General features: G+C 41.7%; 12 protein-coding genes and 1 pseudogene. 8 read left to right on the plus strand and 5 right to left on the minus strand.

The window, feature by feature from the left end:
• Positions 1 to 156: 156 nt before the first annotated feature.
• Both typA and mscL read left to right on the plus strand, forming a co-directional pair.
• Positions 157 to 1,986 carry a translational GTPase TypA gene (gene typA, locus HYG93_RS08510; protein WP_178962319.1) on the plus strand — a complete coding sequence of 610 codons (1,830 nt, stop codon included), beginning with the start codon at positions 157 to 159 and terminating at the stop codon, positions 1,984 to 1,986.
• Between the two features lie 272 nt (positions 1,987 to 2,258).
• Positions 2,259 to 2,687 carry a large conductance mechanosensitive channel protein MscL gene (mscL, locus tag HYG93_RS08515; protein WP_106985949.1) on the plus strand — a complete coding sequence of 143 codons (429 nt, stop codon included), beginning with the start codon at positions 2,259 to 2,261 and terminating at the stop codon, positions 2,685 to 2,687.
• Between the two features lie 96 nt (positions 2,688 to 2,783).
• Here mscL and HYG93_RS08520 read toward each other — a convergent pair whose 3' ends face one another.
• Positions 2,784 to 3,206 (minus strand): hypothetical protein, encoded by a 423-nt coding sequence (locus HYG93_RS08520; protein WP_106985950.1) that lies wholly within the window; start codon positions 3,204 to 3,206, stop codon positions 2,784 to 2,786.
• A gap of 222 nt (positions 3,207 to 3,428) precedes the next feature.
• Between HYG93_RS08520 and eat the strand changes: the two genes are divergently transcribed.
• The 6 genes and pseudogenes from eat (at position 3,429) to HYG93_RS08550 (ending at position 9,992) form a co-directional block, all read left to right on the plus strand.
• A complete protein-coding gene (eat, locus tag HYG93_RS08525) occupies positions 3,429 to 4,868 on the plus strand; it encodes an ethanolamine permease (RefSeq protein WP_178962321.1) in 1,440 nt (479 codons plus the stop codon).
• A 25-nt stretch (positions 4,869 to 4,893) separates the two neighbouring features.
• Positions 4,894 to 6,282 carry an ethanolamine ammonia-lyase subunit EutB gene (locus HYG93_RS08530; protein ID WP_178962323.1) on the plus strand — a complete coding sequence of 463 codons (1,389 nt, stop codon included), beginning with the start codon at positions 4,894 to 4,896 and terminating at the stop codon, positions 6,280 to 6,282.
• Positions 6,283 to 6,295: 13 nt separating this feature from the next.
• Positions 6,296 to 7,114, plus strand: coding sequence for an ethanolamine ammonia-lyase subunit EutC (eutC, locus tag HYG93_RS08535; protein WP_121594515.1), 819 nt, complete (start codon positions 6,296 to 6,298; stop codon positions 7,112 to 7,114).
• Between the two features lie 763 nt (positions 7,115 to 7,877).
• Positions 7,878 to 9,419, plus strand: a pseudogene (locus tag HYG93_RS08540) (mechanosensitive ion channel); the annotation flags it as partial.
• 107 nt (positions 9,420 to 9,526) lie between these two features.
• Entirely contained in the window at positions 9,527 to 9,700 is a 174-nt protein-coding gene (locus HYG93_RS08545; RefSeq protein ID WP_165382494.1) for a hypothetical protein, read from the plus strand.
• 142 nt (positions 9,701 to 9,842) lie between these two features.
• Positions 9,843 to 9,992 (plus strand): hypothetical protein, encoded by a 150-nt coding sequence (locus HYG93_RS08550; RefSeq protein ID WP_171356279.1) that lies wholly within the window; start codon positions 9,843 to 9,845, stop codon positions 9,990 to 9,992.
• An 89-nt stretch (positions 9,993 to 10,081) separates the two neighbouring features.
• On the opposite strand, the gene HYG93_RS08555 is transcribed toward HYG93_RS08550, so the two are convergent.
• From HYG93_RS08555 to HYG93_RS08570, 4 genes are all read right to left on the minus strand, one after another.
• Positions 10,082 to 11,281, minus strand: a complete 1,200-nt coding sequence (locus HYG93_RS08555; RefSeq protein ID WP_178962328.1) for an NAD(P)/FAD-dependent oxidoreductase — start codon at positions 11,279 to 11,281, stop codon at positions 10,082 to 10,084.
• A gap of 238 nt (positions 11,282 to 11,519) precedes the next feature.
• On the minus strand, positions 11,520 to 12,410 hold the full coding sequence (locus tag HYG93_RS08560) for a 1-aminocyclopropane-1-carboxylate deaminase/D-cysteine desulfhydrase (RefSeq protein ID WP_178962369.1): 891 nt from the start codon (positions 12,408 to 12,410) through the stop codon (positions 11,520 to 11,522).
• Between the two features lie 83 nt (positions 12,411 to 12,493).
• A complete protein-coding gene (locus tag HYG93_RS08565; RefSeq protein ID WP_178962330.1) occupies positions 12,494 to 13,615 on the minus strand; it encodes an HlyD family secretion protein in 1,122 nt (373 codons plus the stop codon).
• A 72-nt stretch (positions 13,616 to 13,687) separates the two neighbouring features.
• Complete coding sequence (locus HYG93_RS08570) at positions 13,688 to 15,346, minus strand: MFS transporter (protein ID WP_178962332.1); 1,659 nt, start codon at positions 15,344 to 15,346, stop codon at positions 13,688 to 13,690.
• Positions 15,347 to 15,349: the final 3 nt, after the last annotated feature.

Below are 15,349 nucleotides of genomic sequence, written 5' to 3' on the forward strand. Positions count from 1 at the left end.
GGCTAGGTGGCGCTATTCTAATCTGTTTACATCCCTTTACAAAATTAAAAGGGGCCGTATGGCGAAAAAAATTGATCATGTCAATAAACTGTCACTACTAAAATCTATATTTTTTCTGTATAATTTGCCCTCAAACTTTAGGCGTATCGAATACACATGTCAGATATTAAAACTCTCCGTAACATTGCCATCATCGCGCACGTCGACCATGGTAAAACGACTCTTGTAGACAAACTTTTACAGCAATCAGGTGCTCTTGGCGATCGCGCAGGCGAGATCGAACGTGTAATGGATTCTGGCGCTATTGAGTCTGAACGTGGTATTACCATTCTTGCAAAAAACACTGCAATCAAATGGTTAGACAAACGTACTGATACTGAATACCGTATTAACATCGTGGACACCCCGGGACACGCCGACTTCGGTGGTGAAGTTGAACGTGTAATGTCGATGGTTGACTGCGTACTTCTTCTTGTTGATTCTCAAGAAGGCCCAATGCCACAAACTCGTTTCGTAACGCAAAAAGCGTTCGCACGCGGTTTAAAGCCAATCGTAATTATCAACAAAGTTGACAAGCCAAATGCGCGTCCTGACTGGGTAATTGATCAAGTATTTGATTTGTTCGACAACCTTGGCGGTACTGATGAACAGCTAGACTTCCCAGTTGTTTACGCTTCAGGCCTTCGCGGTGTAGCGGGTCCTTCTCCAGAAGAACTTGCTGAAGACATGACTCCATTGTTCGAAACAATCGTAGACATCGTTGAGCCGCCAGCAGTAGACGTTGATGGTCCATTCCAAATGCAAGTGTCTTCACTTGACTATAACAGCTTCGTAGGTGTTATCGGTGTTGGTCGTATCCAACGTGGTTCTGTTAAGTTAAATACACCTGTTACTGTAATCGACAAAGACGGTAAAACACGTAATGGTCGTATCTTAAAAATCATGGGTTACCACGGTTTAGAACGTATCGACGTTGAATCAGCTTCTGCTGGTGATATCGTGTGTGTAACAGGTATGGAAGAGCTTCATATTTCTGACACAATCTGTGATCCGAAAAATGTTGAAGCTTTACCGCCACTTTCTGTAGACGAACCTACAGTATCTATGACATTCCAAGTAAACAATTCACCTTTTGCTGGTAAAGAAGGTAAATTCGTTACTTCACGTAACATCCGTGAACGTCTAGACCGCGAATTGATCCACAACGTAGCATTACGTGTTGAAGATACAGACAGTCCTGACCGTTTCAAAGTGTCTGGCCGTGGTGAACTTCACCTTTCAGTTCTGATTGAAAACATGCGCCGTGAAGGTTTCGAAATGGGCGTATCTCGTCCACAAGTAATCTTGAAAGAAATCGACGGTGAAAAACAAGAACCTTACGAAAACGTAACGTTTGACGTTGAAGAGCAACACCAAGGCGCTGTAATGGAACAAATGGGTCACCGTAAAGGCGAAATGACTAATATGGAAGTTGACGGTAAAGGCCGTATCCGTATTGAAGCAACTGTTCCTTCACGTGGCTTAATCGGTTTCCGTTCTGAATTCCTGACGATGACTTCTGGTACAGGGATCATGACGTCTAGCTTCTCTCACTACGGTCCAATGAAACAAGGTACTGTTGCGAAGCGTCAAAACGGTGTACTTATTTCTATGGTTCAAGGTACTTGCCTTGGCTATGCATTGTTCAGCTTACAAGACCGTGGTCGTCTATTTGCTAAACCACAGCTTGAAGTATACGAAGGCATGATCGTGGGTATTAACTCACGTTCTGACGACATGGTTGTTAACCCAACTAAAGCGAAACAGTTAACAAACGTACGTGCTTCTGGTACTGACGATGCGTTGACACTTGTTCCTGCAGTTGAATACACACTTGAACAAGCGCTTGAGTTCATTGAAGATGACGAGCTAGTTGAAGTAACACCTAAGTCAATCCGTATCCGTAAGCGCTGGTTGACTGAAAACGAACGTAAGCGTAACAAATAAGTTATTCTTATCTTCGGATAAAAAACCGCTGATGCAAATCAGCGGTTTTTTTATGTACAAAGATGTCGTTTAACTTTTGTTTGAAGCTGATTTAAAATAAAAGTGCGCCAGATCAGTTGCTCGAATAGCACATAAGGTCAAAAAGATTGTGTGTATTTTTATACTTGGCATTTAGAAATGAACAAAAACTAAGTAAATTAGGCGGAAATCGAAATACATAAATTAATGTATACTTCATCACATAATTAAAGTGAAAAATTTCTGGAGATGACATGAGTATTATTCAAGAATTTAAAGAGTTTGCTGTCAAAGGCAATGTAATGGACTTGGCTGTTGGTGTCATTATCGGTGGTGCTTTCGGTAAAATTATCGATTCCATGGTAAAAGACATTGTGATGCCATTGATTTCATGGATCCTCGGTGGTGACGTGGATTATTCAAACTGGTTCGTTGTACTGGGTGATAATCCAAATAACCTGACAACTTTAAAAGCAGCGCAAGATGCAGGCTTAAATGTTTTAGCTTATGGTAACTTCCTCACCATTTTGATTAACTTCCTATTGCTTGCATGGGTTGTGTTCTGGTTAGTGAAATTAATGAACAAAGTTCGTCGTCAAAAAGTGGAAGAGCCAGCTCCAGCAGCAACACCAGAAGATATTGAATTGTTGCGTGAAATTCGTGATGAATTGAAAAAACGTTAATCATGATGATACATATAAAAACGGCGCTTTGAGCGCCGTTTTTGATTTTGAATCAAGAGCTATAGACATGTAATACAGGCTCAAATGGCCAAGGTATTAATGCACAAACATATCCATAAATTCGCGAATTTCTTGAATAGCTGTTTCCACATCAGTGGTTAGCCAAGTTGGTTCAAAGAAACCTGCATAATGGTCTAAGCGGTCTTGCGGTACAACCAAGCGAACGGGGCATTCTTCTTCTAATAAACGCCAAGGAATGATCGGCACCTCGTTGTCTAAGAAGGCAGAGACATTGCGAATATCAATCACCATTGCATTGATGCATTCCGGAAAAGGCATCACCGAGAACTCTTCTGTACGACGACGAAAATATTCTAAATCGCCCCATTTCAGCAGAAAGCTCGGTTTATTAAATTCCATGATCCCAATCAGATGCTGATCACGGGTGTAGTGTAATGTACAGTGATGAGTGACGTCAGTGTCAAGATCAAGCGTTACACTTTGTTGACTATACGCCATAAATAATCAGTGCATAAAAAATGAAGTGCATAATTATAGCTCATTTCCTTTTGGAAATGCAGACTTTCCCTGATGGCCAGATGGGCGTACTCAAATACTTAAAAATCAATAAATTTGAATAAGATAACAAATTGGAACATGGCAAATTTGACTAAAAATTCAAAATTGGTATAGCTTGTGCTTATCACTGAGTGAAAAATAAACATAAGATCAGAGGTGCCTATGTCTGAATTAAAATCTGCTGTTGCACCATCGACAGCACATGCAGAAACAGCCGATTATTTTGCACAACGACAACTCAAAAAAGGGGCTGTGGGCTGGTTGCTTTTAGTTGGCTTAGGGGTGGCCTACGTCATTTCAGGTGATTTTGCAGGATGGAACTTCGGCCTTGCTCAAGGTGGCTGGGGTGGCATGTTTATAGCCACAGTTGTGGTTGCGCTGATGTATTTGTGCATGTGCTTATGTATGTCGGAAATGTCGACCATGCTTCCAACTGCAGGTGGTGGTTATAGTTTTGCCCGAACTGCATTTGGCCCGATGGGGGGCTATCTTACGGGCACTGCGATTCTGATTGAATACGCAATCGCACCAGCAGCTATTGCCTGCTTTATTGGTGCTTATTGCGAATCCTTATTTGGTATTGGTGGTTGGATTATTTATTTGGTCTGTTATCTACTGTTTATGGGGATTCATTTAAAGGGCGCGGGTGAGGCACTTAAGATCATGTTTGTGATTACAGCAGTGGCTGCTGTCGCACTTATGGTATTTATTTTCGCTATGTTGCCAGCATTTAACAGCGCGAATTTATTTGATATTGCTGTACATACAGAGGCTACAGGTGCAAGTGCTTTCTTGCCACTAGGCTATTTAGGGATTTGGGCAGCAGTACCTTATGCCATTTGGTTCTTTTTGGCTGTTGAAGGTGTGCCATTGGCAGCAGAAGAAGCCAAAGAGCCTGAAAAATCATTGCCTCGAGGCTTAATTGGCTCAATGCTGATTTTGGCTTTTTTTGCACTTAGTATTTTATTTTTAGGGCCTGGTGCCGCCGGTGCTGATGCATTAAAAGCCTCTGGCGCACCGTTGGTCGATGCATTAAAAGCAGTGTATGGCGCCAATACTTGGTTGGCAGGTTTTGTTAACTTTGTGGGCTTGGCGGGTTTAATCGCAAGTTTCTTCTCAATTATCTACGCTTATTCACGTCAGATCTTTGCCTTGTCTCGTGCAGGTTATCTCCCTAAAAAATTGTCTTTGACCAATAAAAACCATGCACCCCATTGGGCAATTATAGTGCCGGGGGTGATTGGTTTTTGTATGTCATTGTCAGGTGAAGGTGATTTACTTATCTTGATGGCTGTGTTTGGTGCAACCATTTCTTATGTGCTGATGATGCTGTCTTATATTAAATTAAAAACTTCAAAAGCTGACTTGGTGCGCCCTTATAAAGCACCTGGCGGTGTGGTGACTGCAAGTATTGCCTTGGTGTTGGCGGCTATTGCTGTAGTGGCTGGTTTCGTCGTAGACCCTAAAGTTTGGTTGATGGCGGCTGCCATTTACGTATTATTTATCTTGTATTTCTTGCTGTATAGCCGTCATCACTTGGTTGCAGGTACACCTGAAGAAGAGTTCGCAAATATTCAACAAGCAGAACAAGAGCTGAAATAGCGATAAAGGTAATTAGGAGGGAAACATGCTCTACCAAATGAATGTGGCACATCATCATTATGTTTTTGCTGATTTAAAAACCTTAATGGCTAAGGCGACGCCAGAACGTTCGGGCGATCAGTTGGCGGGTATAGCTGCAGTGGATGCCACAGAGCGAGTGGCTGCACAAATGTGTTTAGCAGATGTGCCATTAAAGCAGTTTTTAAATGAGGCGTTGGTCGATTATGACCGTGATGAAGTGACACGTTTAATTATGGATGAGCATGATGCTGTCGCGTTTTATCCTATTTCACATTTTACCGTAGGGGATTTTCGCGATTGGCTATTAAGTGCAGATGCCACGACTGAAAAACTACAGGGGCTACAATTCGGGCTGACTCCTGAGATGGTGGCAGCGGTCAGTAAGATCATGCGTAATCAAGATCTTATTTTGGTCGCTAAAAAATGCCGAGTGATCACAAAATTTCGTAATACGATTGGTTTAGAGGGACATTTATCGACGCGCTTACAACCCAATCACCCCACAGATGATGTATTGGGGATTTCTGCCAGTATTTTAGATGGACTGATGTATGGCAATGGCGATGCCGTTATTGGCATTAACCCAGCAACAGATAATGTGCAGAACCTGTCAGAGCTACTCAAGCTGATGGATTATATTATCCAAGAATATGACATTCCGACCCAGTCTTGCGTACTCACGCATGTGAGCTCGGGCATACAGCTGGCTAACCAAAATGTACCAGTGGATTTAATGTTTCAGTCCATTGCAGGAACGCAAAGTGCCAACACAGGCTTTGGTATTGATCTTGCCATGTTACAAGAGGGTTATGAAGCGGCACTGAGCCTGAAACGTGGCACCGTTGGGCAGAACGTAATGTATTTTGAAACAGGGCAAGGCAGTGCCTTATCAAGCAACAGCCATTTTGGGGTGGATCAACAAACTTTAGAAGCCCGTGCTTATGCCGTGGCAAGAAAGTACAAACCCTTTTTGGTTAATACTGTGGTGGGCTTTATAGGGCCTGAGTATTTGTACAATGGTAAACAGATTATACGTGCAGGCTTAGAAGACCATTTTTGTGGAAAATTACTGGGTGTGCCGATGGGCTGTGATATTTGTTACACCAACCATGCCGATGCTGATCAAGATGATATGGATGTGTTGCTGACTTTACTGGCCAACGCAGGCCTTAATTTTATGATGGGTATTCCTGGTTCAGATGATGTAATGCTGAATTATCAAACCACGTCATTTCATGATGCTTTATACATTCGACAGCTGTTGGGCTTAGAGCCCGCACCAGAATTTGCAGTCTGGTTAGAGCAACAAGGTATATTGAAGCAACAAGCACAGCAATTGCATTGGCCAAGCCAAATGCCAGATCAATTTGCACGACTTTTAAGGTCTTCATAGGGAGCAGAAGTCAATGAAATTATCAGCAGATCTTCAGTTTCAAACATGTGTTGAGGCCAACGCGTGGGAACGCCTAAAACAGTTTACTGATGCACGTATTGCATTAGGACGTGTGGGAGGGAGTTTACCCACCCAACCAGCTCTAGAGTTTCAGTTGGCACATGCCCAAGCGAAAGATGCTGTGTTAAAGGCTTTAGATATAGAGGGGATACGCTCACAACTCATTGAGGTGAATACTGAGGTTTTGCAAGTTGAAAGCTGCGCACAGGATAAAGATATTTACCTAAAACGGCCTGATTTAGGGCGGGAACTCTCAGAGGCTTCACGTCAGTTACTCAAAGATTATGCGCAGTCAAACCCCAATACTTATGATGTGGTGATTGTGGCGGGAGATGGTCTGTCTGCACGAGCCATAGAAGATAACGCGCCGTATTTTATGCAGCAGTTTTATGCAAGTTGTCAGCAGGCGCAATGGCGTGTAGCACCTTTTGTCATTGCGACTGGCAGTCGTGTTGCATTGGGCGATGAAATTGCCGAAATTTTACAAGCAGATATGTTGGTCATGTTAATTGGAGAACGGCCAGGGTTGAGTTCACCTGACAGCATGGGGATTTACTATACTTGGCAAGCACGGCGTGGCTGTCATGATGCGATGCGTAATTGTATTTCTAATGTGCGCCCTGCAGGTTTATCTACACAGCTTGCCATACAGCGCTTATTGGGGCTGATGAACAAATCTAAACAACTGGGCTTATCGGGTGTGCACTTAAAAGATGAACATGAAATGACCATAGATACACAAGATACAACACGCCCTAAACGCTTATTTTAATGTTCAGATAAAGTATCACCTTGAGTACATTTGACTGTGCTCGACGGATACATTTATGCTTTACAGGTTTTCACTAGATGTTAATGCATTTATACAGTGTGTAGTGTTTGGCTTGTTAAAATAAAAGAGTCAAAGGACACAAGGTGTAAAGATTATGATGCATGATTTTAAAAACCACCTTTTAGTTTGAGTCGAGCAGACATACAACATAAAGAAAAATTGCCTGTCTATATTTTGATGTTAGTGGGATTTTTCTTACTTGCTTTATTATTGTATATGTTTGCTGGGATGAAACCCTAGCTAAAAAGCTTTAGATCTTCAGTATGTTTTCAACATTTAAAATGTTGAAATTAAATATTAAATAAACCATTTGATTCACTTTGCTTAAGCTTTATTACTTGAATTAGGCGAGAAGCAATCAAAAGTACAGGTTTCTACAGTGAAGTTGAGCATCTGTGTTTAAGGTGGATTACAACGTGATCTACTTCAATAAAACCTGATCACTCATGTTATGAGTATATGATTTAAGTCTCTAATATACATAATTTTTAAATCCAAGACCCAGCCCATGTGCTGGGTCTTTTGCAATGCTCTGTGCTCTTTTGTTGTAGTTATGCATTTAACTATTGTTTAGAAAGTGAACAAATCTTAATGTTTAAAGGTTATATAAAAAGATAACTGTGTCACAGATATAAAGACCTCGTACAACAAGTATTAAAGCGTGTTACGACATGATTTTTAGCAATAAAGAGGGCCAAACAAAATGAATCAATATCTTAATCGCCCAAATGGGCAGTTCGATGCAATGTATTACTGGGATCAGTTCCATCCAATTTTAAGTGCAGTGGCTATTTTATTAATTGGTTGGATTGTTGCTTTATTGGTTGCAGGGGCAATTAAAAAGCTTTTGCAAAAAATTGGCACCAATGACAAATTGTCCAATGCAACAGGTCATCGCTCAAATATCGAAAGTATTGTGTCTCGGATTGTATTTTGGATTATCTTGGTAATTGCTGTCATTGGCGCATTAAATGTGCTGAATTTGAACAGTATTAGTGGTCCATTTAGTAATATGATTCAGCAGTTCCTGCTTTTTGTTCCTCAGCTTTTAGCGGCATTGGCTGTTGGATTTATTGGCTGGATTGTGGCCAATTTGGTCAAAGTCGGTTCCCAAAAACTATTAGATAAAACACAACTAGATGAAAAACTCAGCTCCGATGTTGGTGTGAGCCCACTGAGTGAAAATATCAGTAATATCGTATATTGGCTGATTTTATTGCTATTTTTACCGATTGTGCTGTCGATTTTAGGTCTGAATGGCTTGCTGTATCCTGTACAAAATATGGTGAATGAAGCCGTTTCATATTTGCCAAATCTGTTTATTGCCGGCGTGATTATCTTCGTAGGTTACATCTTGGCAAAAATTGTGCGTGGAATTGTCGAAGGTCTGGTCAGCAGTTTGAGCATACAACAACAAGCTGAAAAACTGGGCTTGTTTAAAAATGGCAATGTTGCACGGTTACTGGGCTCATTTGTATTTGCCATTATTATCTTCACTGCATTAATTGTGGCATTTGAAGCTTTAGGCATTGATGCGATTTCGCAACCAGCGACTGCAATGTTGCACGAAGTGATGTATGCCATTCCCAATATTATTGCCGCAGGCCTAATTTTAATTTTGGCTTATGTCGTATCACGTTTGGTGGCACGTTTAGTTTCTGAAGTTCTAGCGGGTACAGGTGTAGATAACGTACCAGCAAAAGTGGACTTACAGCGCTTTTTAGGAAGCACGAAACTGTCTGATATTGTGGGTTATCTGATTGTATTCTTTACCATGCTGTTTGCAGTATCCGAAGCGGCTAACCGTTTGGGCTTTGCACAAATTAGTGACTTAATTGCCATGTTTATTCACTTTGGTGCCAATATCTTGCTCGGTGCTGTAATCTTAGTGATTGGTTTTTGGCTGGCAAATGTTGTGGCAAATGTCGTACAACGTGGGGAGTACAATAGTTCGCGTTGGTTAGCTAATCTAGTCCGTGTATTGATTATGGGCTTGGTTGTCGCGATGGGTCTACGTGCGATGGGCATTGCAGATTCGATTGTGAATTTGGCTTTTGGCCTAACATTAGGCGCCGTTGCCGTTGCATTTGCTTTGGCCTTTGGTTTAGGTGGACGTCAACCTGCAGAGTGCTTATTGTCTGATTTGTTAGATAAAGCGAAAAAAGAAGCTGAAAAGCCGACGGATGTGAAAGCGCAATTAGTCGCACCACAAAAGCCAATTATTACGCCACCTCCAACGGATACACCAGAATGACCTAAAATAATCTGTACAAACAGACTGAAAATAACCACTTTAGAGTGGTTATTTTCATGAACTCAAGTTAAATCTATATACGAAAAAAGGTAAAAAGAATGTCTAAGAAAGCCCCGAATAAATTTTTTGCGCCTATTGTGATTGCTGGCATTACTATTGGGTTTCTTGCTAGTGCATATCAATTTATATTTGCACAAAAAAAGCGCAAAGAAAAACAGCAACCAGTGACAGAACAAGTTGAAAATGAACAAGAAGTAAAAAATAATGATTGAAATTTAATCTTATTTTGATATTTTAGTGAATACATTGAAGCATAAATAATAAAAGAGACGCCGTCGTTTTCATCGGATTGAAACAGGCATGAATTATGCTTTCAATTATATAAACGGAGTTAAAATAATGGGGGTATTCCAAATGATGCATAAAGTATTCAATTTCATCACGTCAAACACAGTTGCAACACCAAGTCATATTCAACATGCTGTGGCTAAAATGGATCGTACGATTGATCGTATGGACAACAGTCAACATGTACAATTGTTTAAAACGGATTACTTAGAATAAGTACTCGCAATATTTAAAATGCATATATAAAAAGAGGCTGTTGATATCAACAGCCTCTTTTTTATTCTAAGCTTGAAATGAGCTGAGCATTAAACATACTCTGAGGCTGCATGTGCTGATGACCATGCCCATTGGAAATTAAAGCCACCCAAGTGACCAGTAACATCTAAAATTTCACCAACAAAATACAGACCTTTTTGTTTTTTACTTTCCATGGTTTTGGATGAAACTTCAGTGGTATCTACACCACCTAGTGTTACCTCTGCAGTGCGGTAGCCCTCAGTTCCTGATGGTTTTACCTCAAATGCAGATAAGCGCTGTGCGATTTGTTCCAGCTTATCATCACTGATATTGCCAATTGCCGTGTCGGCTTGTTCTAACCAAATCAAGTTTTGTAATTCAGTCACCACGCTTTTAGGTAAATGCTCAACCAATAAAGTACGCAGTAGAACTTTGGCTTGGTTTTGCTTTTTCGACTTTAAAAAATCAAGTAAATCTAGGCTAGGTAAAAAATTGATTTTTAAGCTTTGACCTGCATCCCAATAATTTGACAGTTGTAGCGAGCTTGGTCCACTCAAACCGCGATGGGTAAAGAGCAGTGCTTCTGTGAAGCTATTTAAATCGTTAGACAACGTTGCTTCAACGGCATTACCACTTAAGCGTGTGGTGACTTCTTTAAAGCTGTCCGAAAACATAAACGGAACCAAGCCTGCGCGTGTAGGATAAACATGATGACCAAATTGCTTGGCAATATCATAACCAATACCTGAACCGCCGAGGGTAGGAATAGACAAACCACCAGAGGCCACCACCACAGATTCGACTTCAAAGTAGCCCAGTGAAGTTGCAACTTGGAAGCCCTGTGATTCTAAAGCGTTGACTGCTTTTACTTCACAGTTGGTTTTAATGTCGACCAAGCCTGTTTTTTCGCATTCTGCCAATAGCATTGCCAAAATTTCTTTAGCGCCATTTAAGGTAAAAAGCTGACCATGTTTGCGCTCTTCATATTCGATGCCGTATTCGCATACCATGCCAATGAAGTCCCAATTGGTATAACGCGTTAAAGCAGAAATCACAAAATGTGGATTGTGTGAAATAAAGTTTTCAGGCTCGACATACAGGTTGGTAAAGTTACATTTACCACCGCCCGACATGAGAATTTTTTTGCCGACTTTATTGGCTTTTTCGACCACCACCACTTTACGGCCACGTTGAGCTGCCATATATGCTGTCATTAAACCCGATGCACCTGCACCTAAAACTAAAACATCATAGTGATTTGAAGACATGGCAAACTCAATGGAACAGAAAAGCACAGCATTATAGACAATTTTAGGCAGAAGCCGAATGTTGTTTCGCGTTTTAAGGGCAGATTCAAATGGCTGCAATGCAACATGCTAAAGCAGAAGGTGGCTAAGTGATTTAAATTTAGTAGATATTGGACAGTCCAAGACCATCGGATCTATCTAGAAAATTTTAAATCACAAACTTTGTATGGGATTGCAGGGGGGGGGAAGGATCGCCTTATTAAGGTGCCACAGATGTCTTGCCTGAATCTATTTTGATTTTTCCCTGTAAGCCACCTGTATGGAGTGCAAGAACCCGTTGCTCAGGGCTAATTTTGCCTTGCAAAATCAGGTGTTCTATACCCAGCATCATTTTCGCTGTATAGACCTGTTCTAAAGGAATGTCGTGCATGGCTTCAAAGTCTTGCATAAATTGCAAGAGTTCAGGCGTAGTTTTGGCATAACCACCACAGCAGTAGGTGTCGATAATCTTCCAATTTCGTTTACGGGTAAGTTGGGCGACATCATCACTTAAAAACAGGCCTTTTAAGGCTGAAAAGCCCAAAATCTGCTGCTGTGGAAGGCTGGCTTCAATGAGCCCTGTCATCGTGCCACCTGTACCCACAGCACAGCAGATCAGGTCAAACTGTTGATCGCTTGGTTTTAATATCTCTGTGCAGCCCCGAATGGCCAAAGCATTGGTGCCTCCTTCGGGGATGATATAACAGTCTGGAAATTGTTGTTGTAGCTGTGCCAAATAGTCTGGGTTTTGTTTACGTCGATAGTCTTCACGACTGACAAAATGCAATTGCATACCAAACTGTGTAGCACTCTCTAAGGTAGGATTAAGCGCTTTGGTTTTAAGCTCTTCCCCCCGAATGATGCCAATACTTTGGAAGCCAAATTGCTGGGCAGCATAGCTCGTGGCTGCAATATGGTTGGAATAGGCGCCACCAAAGGTCAAAATTTTGCGATAGCCTTGCTGCTGTGCTTCTAGAAAATTGTATTTGAGTTTAAAAAACTTATTGCCTGAGATTTGTGGATGTACCAAATCTAATCGTCTTAAGCTGACTTGTACGCCATGCAAATTCAGCACTTGATCTTGGATGGTATGGGCAATGGCATCAAACATAGCAAAGGTGGACTGAACAAAAATCATGACTATTGTAATAGATTCTGTGTAGTCCGACGATTGCTAACATCGGCACTCACCTCTTAATGAGTGCCTTCAGATGCGGTGTCGACAGAGGTGACAACCGACATACCTGGGCGTAAACGGGCAAAGTCTGTTTGATTGGGATCAATTTCAATACGCACTGCAATCCGTTGGACCACCTTGGTAAAATTGCCCGTGGTATTGTCGGGTTTTAATACGCTAAATTCAGAACCTGTTGCCGGTGAAATGCGTGAGACTTTGCCTGTGAATTGTTGATGATTCAGTGCATCGACGCTAAACCAAGCCTTTTGACCAATTTTCATGTGCGCAATTTGTGTTTCTTTGAAGTTAGCCGTAACCCAGCGCTGCTCAGGAATGAGATACATCAACTGTGTGCCTGCAGCAACATATTGGCCAACACGTGGGCTGACTTCACCGAGCTGACCATCCATTGGGGCAGAAATGATGCTGTAGTCTTTGGTGGTCACGGCTTGATCAAATTGTGCTTGAGCACTGCTCACTAGGGCTTTTAAACCTGTTTGTGCAACTTGTGCTGTTTTTAGGGCTTCTTCTGCAACCAAAACATTGGCTTCAGCTTGATGCAGTAGCGCAAGATTATTTTTGACATCGGCATTGGCTTTGTCTTGTTCTGTTTTAGAGGTGGCACCTGAGTCACCTAATTGTTGATAGCGTTTTAATTGGTTGAGTGACAGTATATAGCTGGCTTCAGCCTGATCTGCTTTGGCTTGTGCGGCGATAATATCCGCCTTACGTTGTTGAATGGTTTGGCTTTGATTGGCCAAACTATTTTCGGCCTGATCAATGCCTGATTGTGCTTGAGTGACTTTTTGATTATAGGTTGTGGCATCAATATGCATTAAAGGTTGGCCCTTTTTGACCACTTCAAAGTCAGTGACCAATACATCTTTCACATAACCATTAATCTGTGAAGAGAGCACTGTGGTTTTACCTTTGACATAGCTATTTTCAGTCGATTCGATACTGCTATGAAAAGGTCCAAGCTTCCATGCCCATAAAATTAAGCTAATCCCGACTAACAATACAAAAAACATCAGCACCAACACACGTTTATCGGTTGGTATTAATTTACTACTGGGTGTAGCCACAGGTGCAGGTGTGGTCGTTGGAGTAGGTGTAGTCGGCTTTTCTTGTTCTGACATGAAAATTCTCTATATGCGCTAAATTTCAATCTGTATCGTGATGTTTTAATGAGGGTACGTATTTGCTGTGTCTTAGCTGGTATTGTTTTGCACATGTTTAAGGGCACGATAATTACGGTAACGGTTGATGCCAATCGTGTATAGCCCCCAAAAAAACAGCATCACTGCAAAAATTTGATTGAGAAAAATGACATCATTATAAGCACGTACTTGGGCTTCCTTGGTGACCGCTTGATTAAGCGTACGTAAGGCTTGATTTTGCTGTAATTGCGGGTCAAGGGTGTAAATATGTGCACTACGATTATAAGTTTCTAGCCGTTGTTCAACTTGTGGGCTGGTGAGGGGTAAATCATTCATAATTTCCGCTTGATAATGCTGTGTACGCATTTGCTGATAGCTAGAATAAAATGACGATCCAACCAAGCCACCAAAAGTTTGACTGGCAGAAAACAAAACAATAAAGGTCACCATGTGGCTAGGGCCTTTTTGCAAAGCACTAATAATGCCTGTGAGCAATAAGGGACCAATAAACATGCCGCTGGCAAAACCGACCAAAAACTGACTACGGTAAAAATTTTCTGGACGGACATCTACGGTTAAATGATGGTCTAAAGCACTGGCAATTAGAATGAGCAATACAGCAGCCAATAAATGGAGCACCATTTTTTCACGAGAAAAGGTAAGGGCGCTAAATAAGGTACCCAATACAATGCCCGCCATAATGACGGCATAAAAAGTCACAAATTGGTCTGGGCCCATGCCCATCGTTTTTAAGAAATTAACAGCAGCATAGCTTTGTTCTGACATTAAAAAACGAACGGCAAATGCGCCAATAATAAAACGCACTGTAGCCGAGGTACTCAGCCAGCGCGTAATAATCAGAGGGTTGACGCGATAATGTTCATAGCACAAGCCGACACAGATCAGCACCAAGGCAGCGATGAGTAAATAGGCCAGCCATTCGGTATTTTGCCACCACAAAATAGGCCCTTGGGTTAGCACGACACATAAGCATGCAAAGCCAGTTGCCAAAAGCACAAAGGTAAAGATGTCTTGAAATTCAAAGACGGCAATACGTAGGCTACGTGGGAGCTTGAGCGAAACGACCATGGCCAAACAGCACAGTGCTAAGCCCAACTCGAAGGTATATAACAGCGCCCAATCATTTACATCGACTAAATAAGGCGACATGATCCATGCCAAAGGGATGCCCAATTGCTGAAAGCCCAGTGCTAAATACAGACCACGACCAAAATTGACTCGCGAAAAGGCCTGCATAATGTAATACATGCCTAATGAGCTAAGCGGCGCTGCCACCAAACCACTGACAATGCGTACAAATACAGCCATTTCAAAGGTATGAACAAACAAATGTAAAATTAAAACTGCAATAAAGGCCACCAGACCAATTTCCGAAAATAGCCTTAGTCCGTATTGTTGGCGGGCTTTAAATAAAATCAGGTTTGAGCTGACATTGGCCATGACATAGGCTGCGGGAATCCATGCCACTTCAGAAGGTGTTAGGCCATATTCACCTTGGATTAGAGGTAAATTCGCAGTAATAAAACCATTACTTAAGCTGCCCGAAAGAGCAACAAAAAGCCCAATGCAGAAGTATAAATAGCGCTTATAAGTGGGGTGCGCAATGGCTGCGGGAGACCCAGGTAAAGTGGGTTTCTCTTCGGCAGTCCAATCGGGAGCAGGTTCTAAAAGACGCGGTGGCTGGCTCATAGT

This window comes from Acinetobacter sp. SwsAc6 (assembly GCF_013391565.1).
Classification (GTDB): domain Bacteria; phylum Pseudomonadota; class Gammaproteobacteria; order Pseudomonadales; family Moraxellaceae; genus Acinetobacter; species Acinetobacter cumulans.

What these genes read in the sequence shown, in the direction of transcription:
- typA (WP_178962319.1), top strand. Translation starts at nt 157, where the DNA reads ATGTCAGATATTAAAACTCTCCGTAACATTGCCATCATCGCGCACGTC.
- mscL (WP_106985949.1), top strand. Translation starts at nt 2,259, where the DNA reads ATGAGTATTATTCAAGAATTTAAAGAGTTTGCTGTCAAAGGCAATGTA.
- HYG93_RS08520 (WP_106985950.1), bottom strand. Translation starts at nt 3,206, where the DNA reads ATGGCGTATAGTCAACAAAGTGTAACGCTTGATCTTGACACTGACGTC.
- eat (WP_178962321.1), top strand. Translation starts at nt 3,429, where the DNA reads ATGTCTGAATTAAAATCTGCTGTTGCACCATCGACAGCACATGCAGAA.
- HYG93_RS08530 (WP_178962323.1), top strand. Translation starts at nt 4,894, where the DNA reads ATGCTCTACCAAATGAATGTGGCACATCATCATTATGTTTTTGCTGAT.
- eutC (WP_121594515.1), top strand. Translation starts at nt 6,296, where the DNA reads ATGAAATTATCAGCAGATCTTCAGTTTCAAACATGTGTTGAGGCCAAC.
- HYG93_RS08545 (WP_165382494.1), top strand. Translation starts at nt 9,527, where the DNA reads ATGTCTAAGAAAGCCCCGAATAAATTTTTTGCGCCTATTGTGATTGCT.
- HYG93_RS08550 (WP_171356279.1), top strand. Translation starts at nt 9,843, where the DNA reads ATGATGCATAAAGTATTCAATTTCATCACGTCAAACACAGTTGCAACA.
- HYG93_RS08555 (WP_178962328.1), bottom strand. Translation starts at nt 11,281, where the DNA reads ATGTCTTCAAATCACTATGATGTTTTAGTTTTAGGTGCAGGTGCATCG.
- HYG93_RS08560 (WP_178962369.1), bottom strand. Translation starts at nt 12,410, where the DNA reads ATGTTTGATGCCATTGCCCATACCATCCAAGATCAAGTGCTGAATTTG.
- HYG93_RS08565 (WP_178962330.1), bottom strand. Translation starts at nt 13,615, where the DNA reads ATGTCAGAACAAGAAAAGCCGACTACACCTACTCCAACGACCACACCT.
- HYG93_RS08570 (WP_178962332.1), bottom strand. Translation starts at nt 15,346, where the DNA reads ATGAGCCAGCCACCGCGTCTTTTAGAACCTGCTCCCGATTGGACTGCC.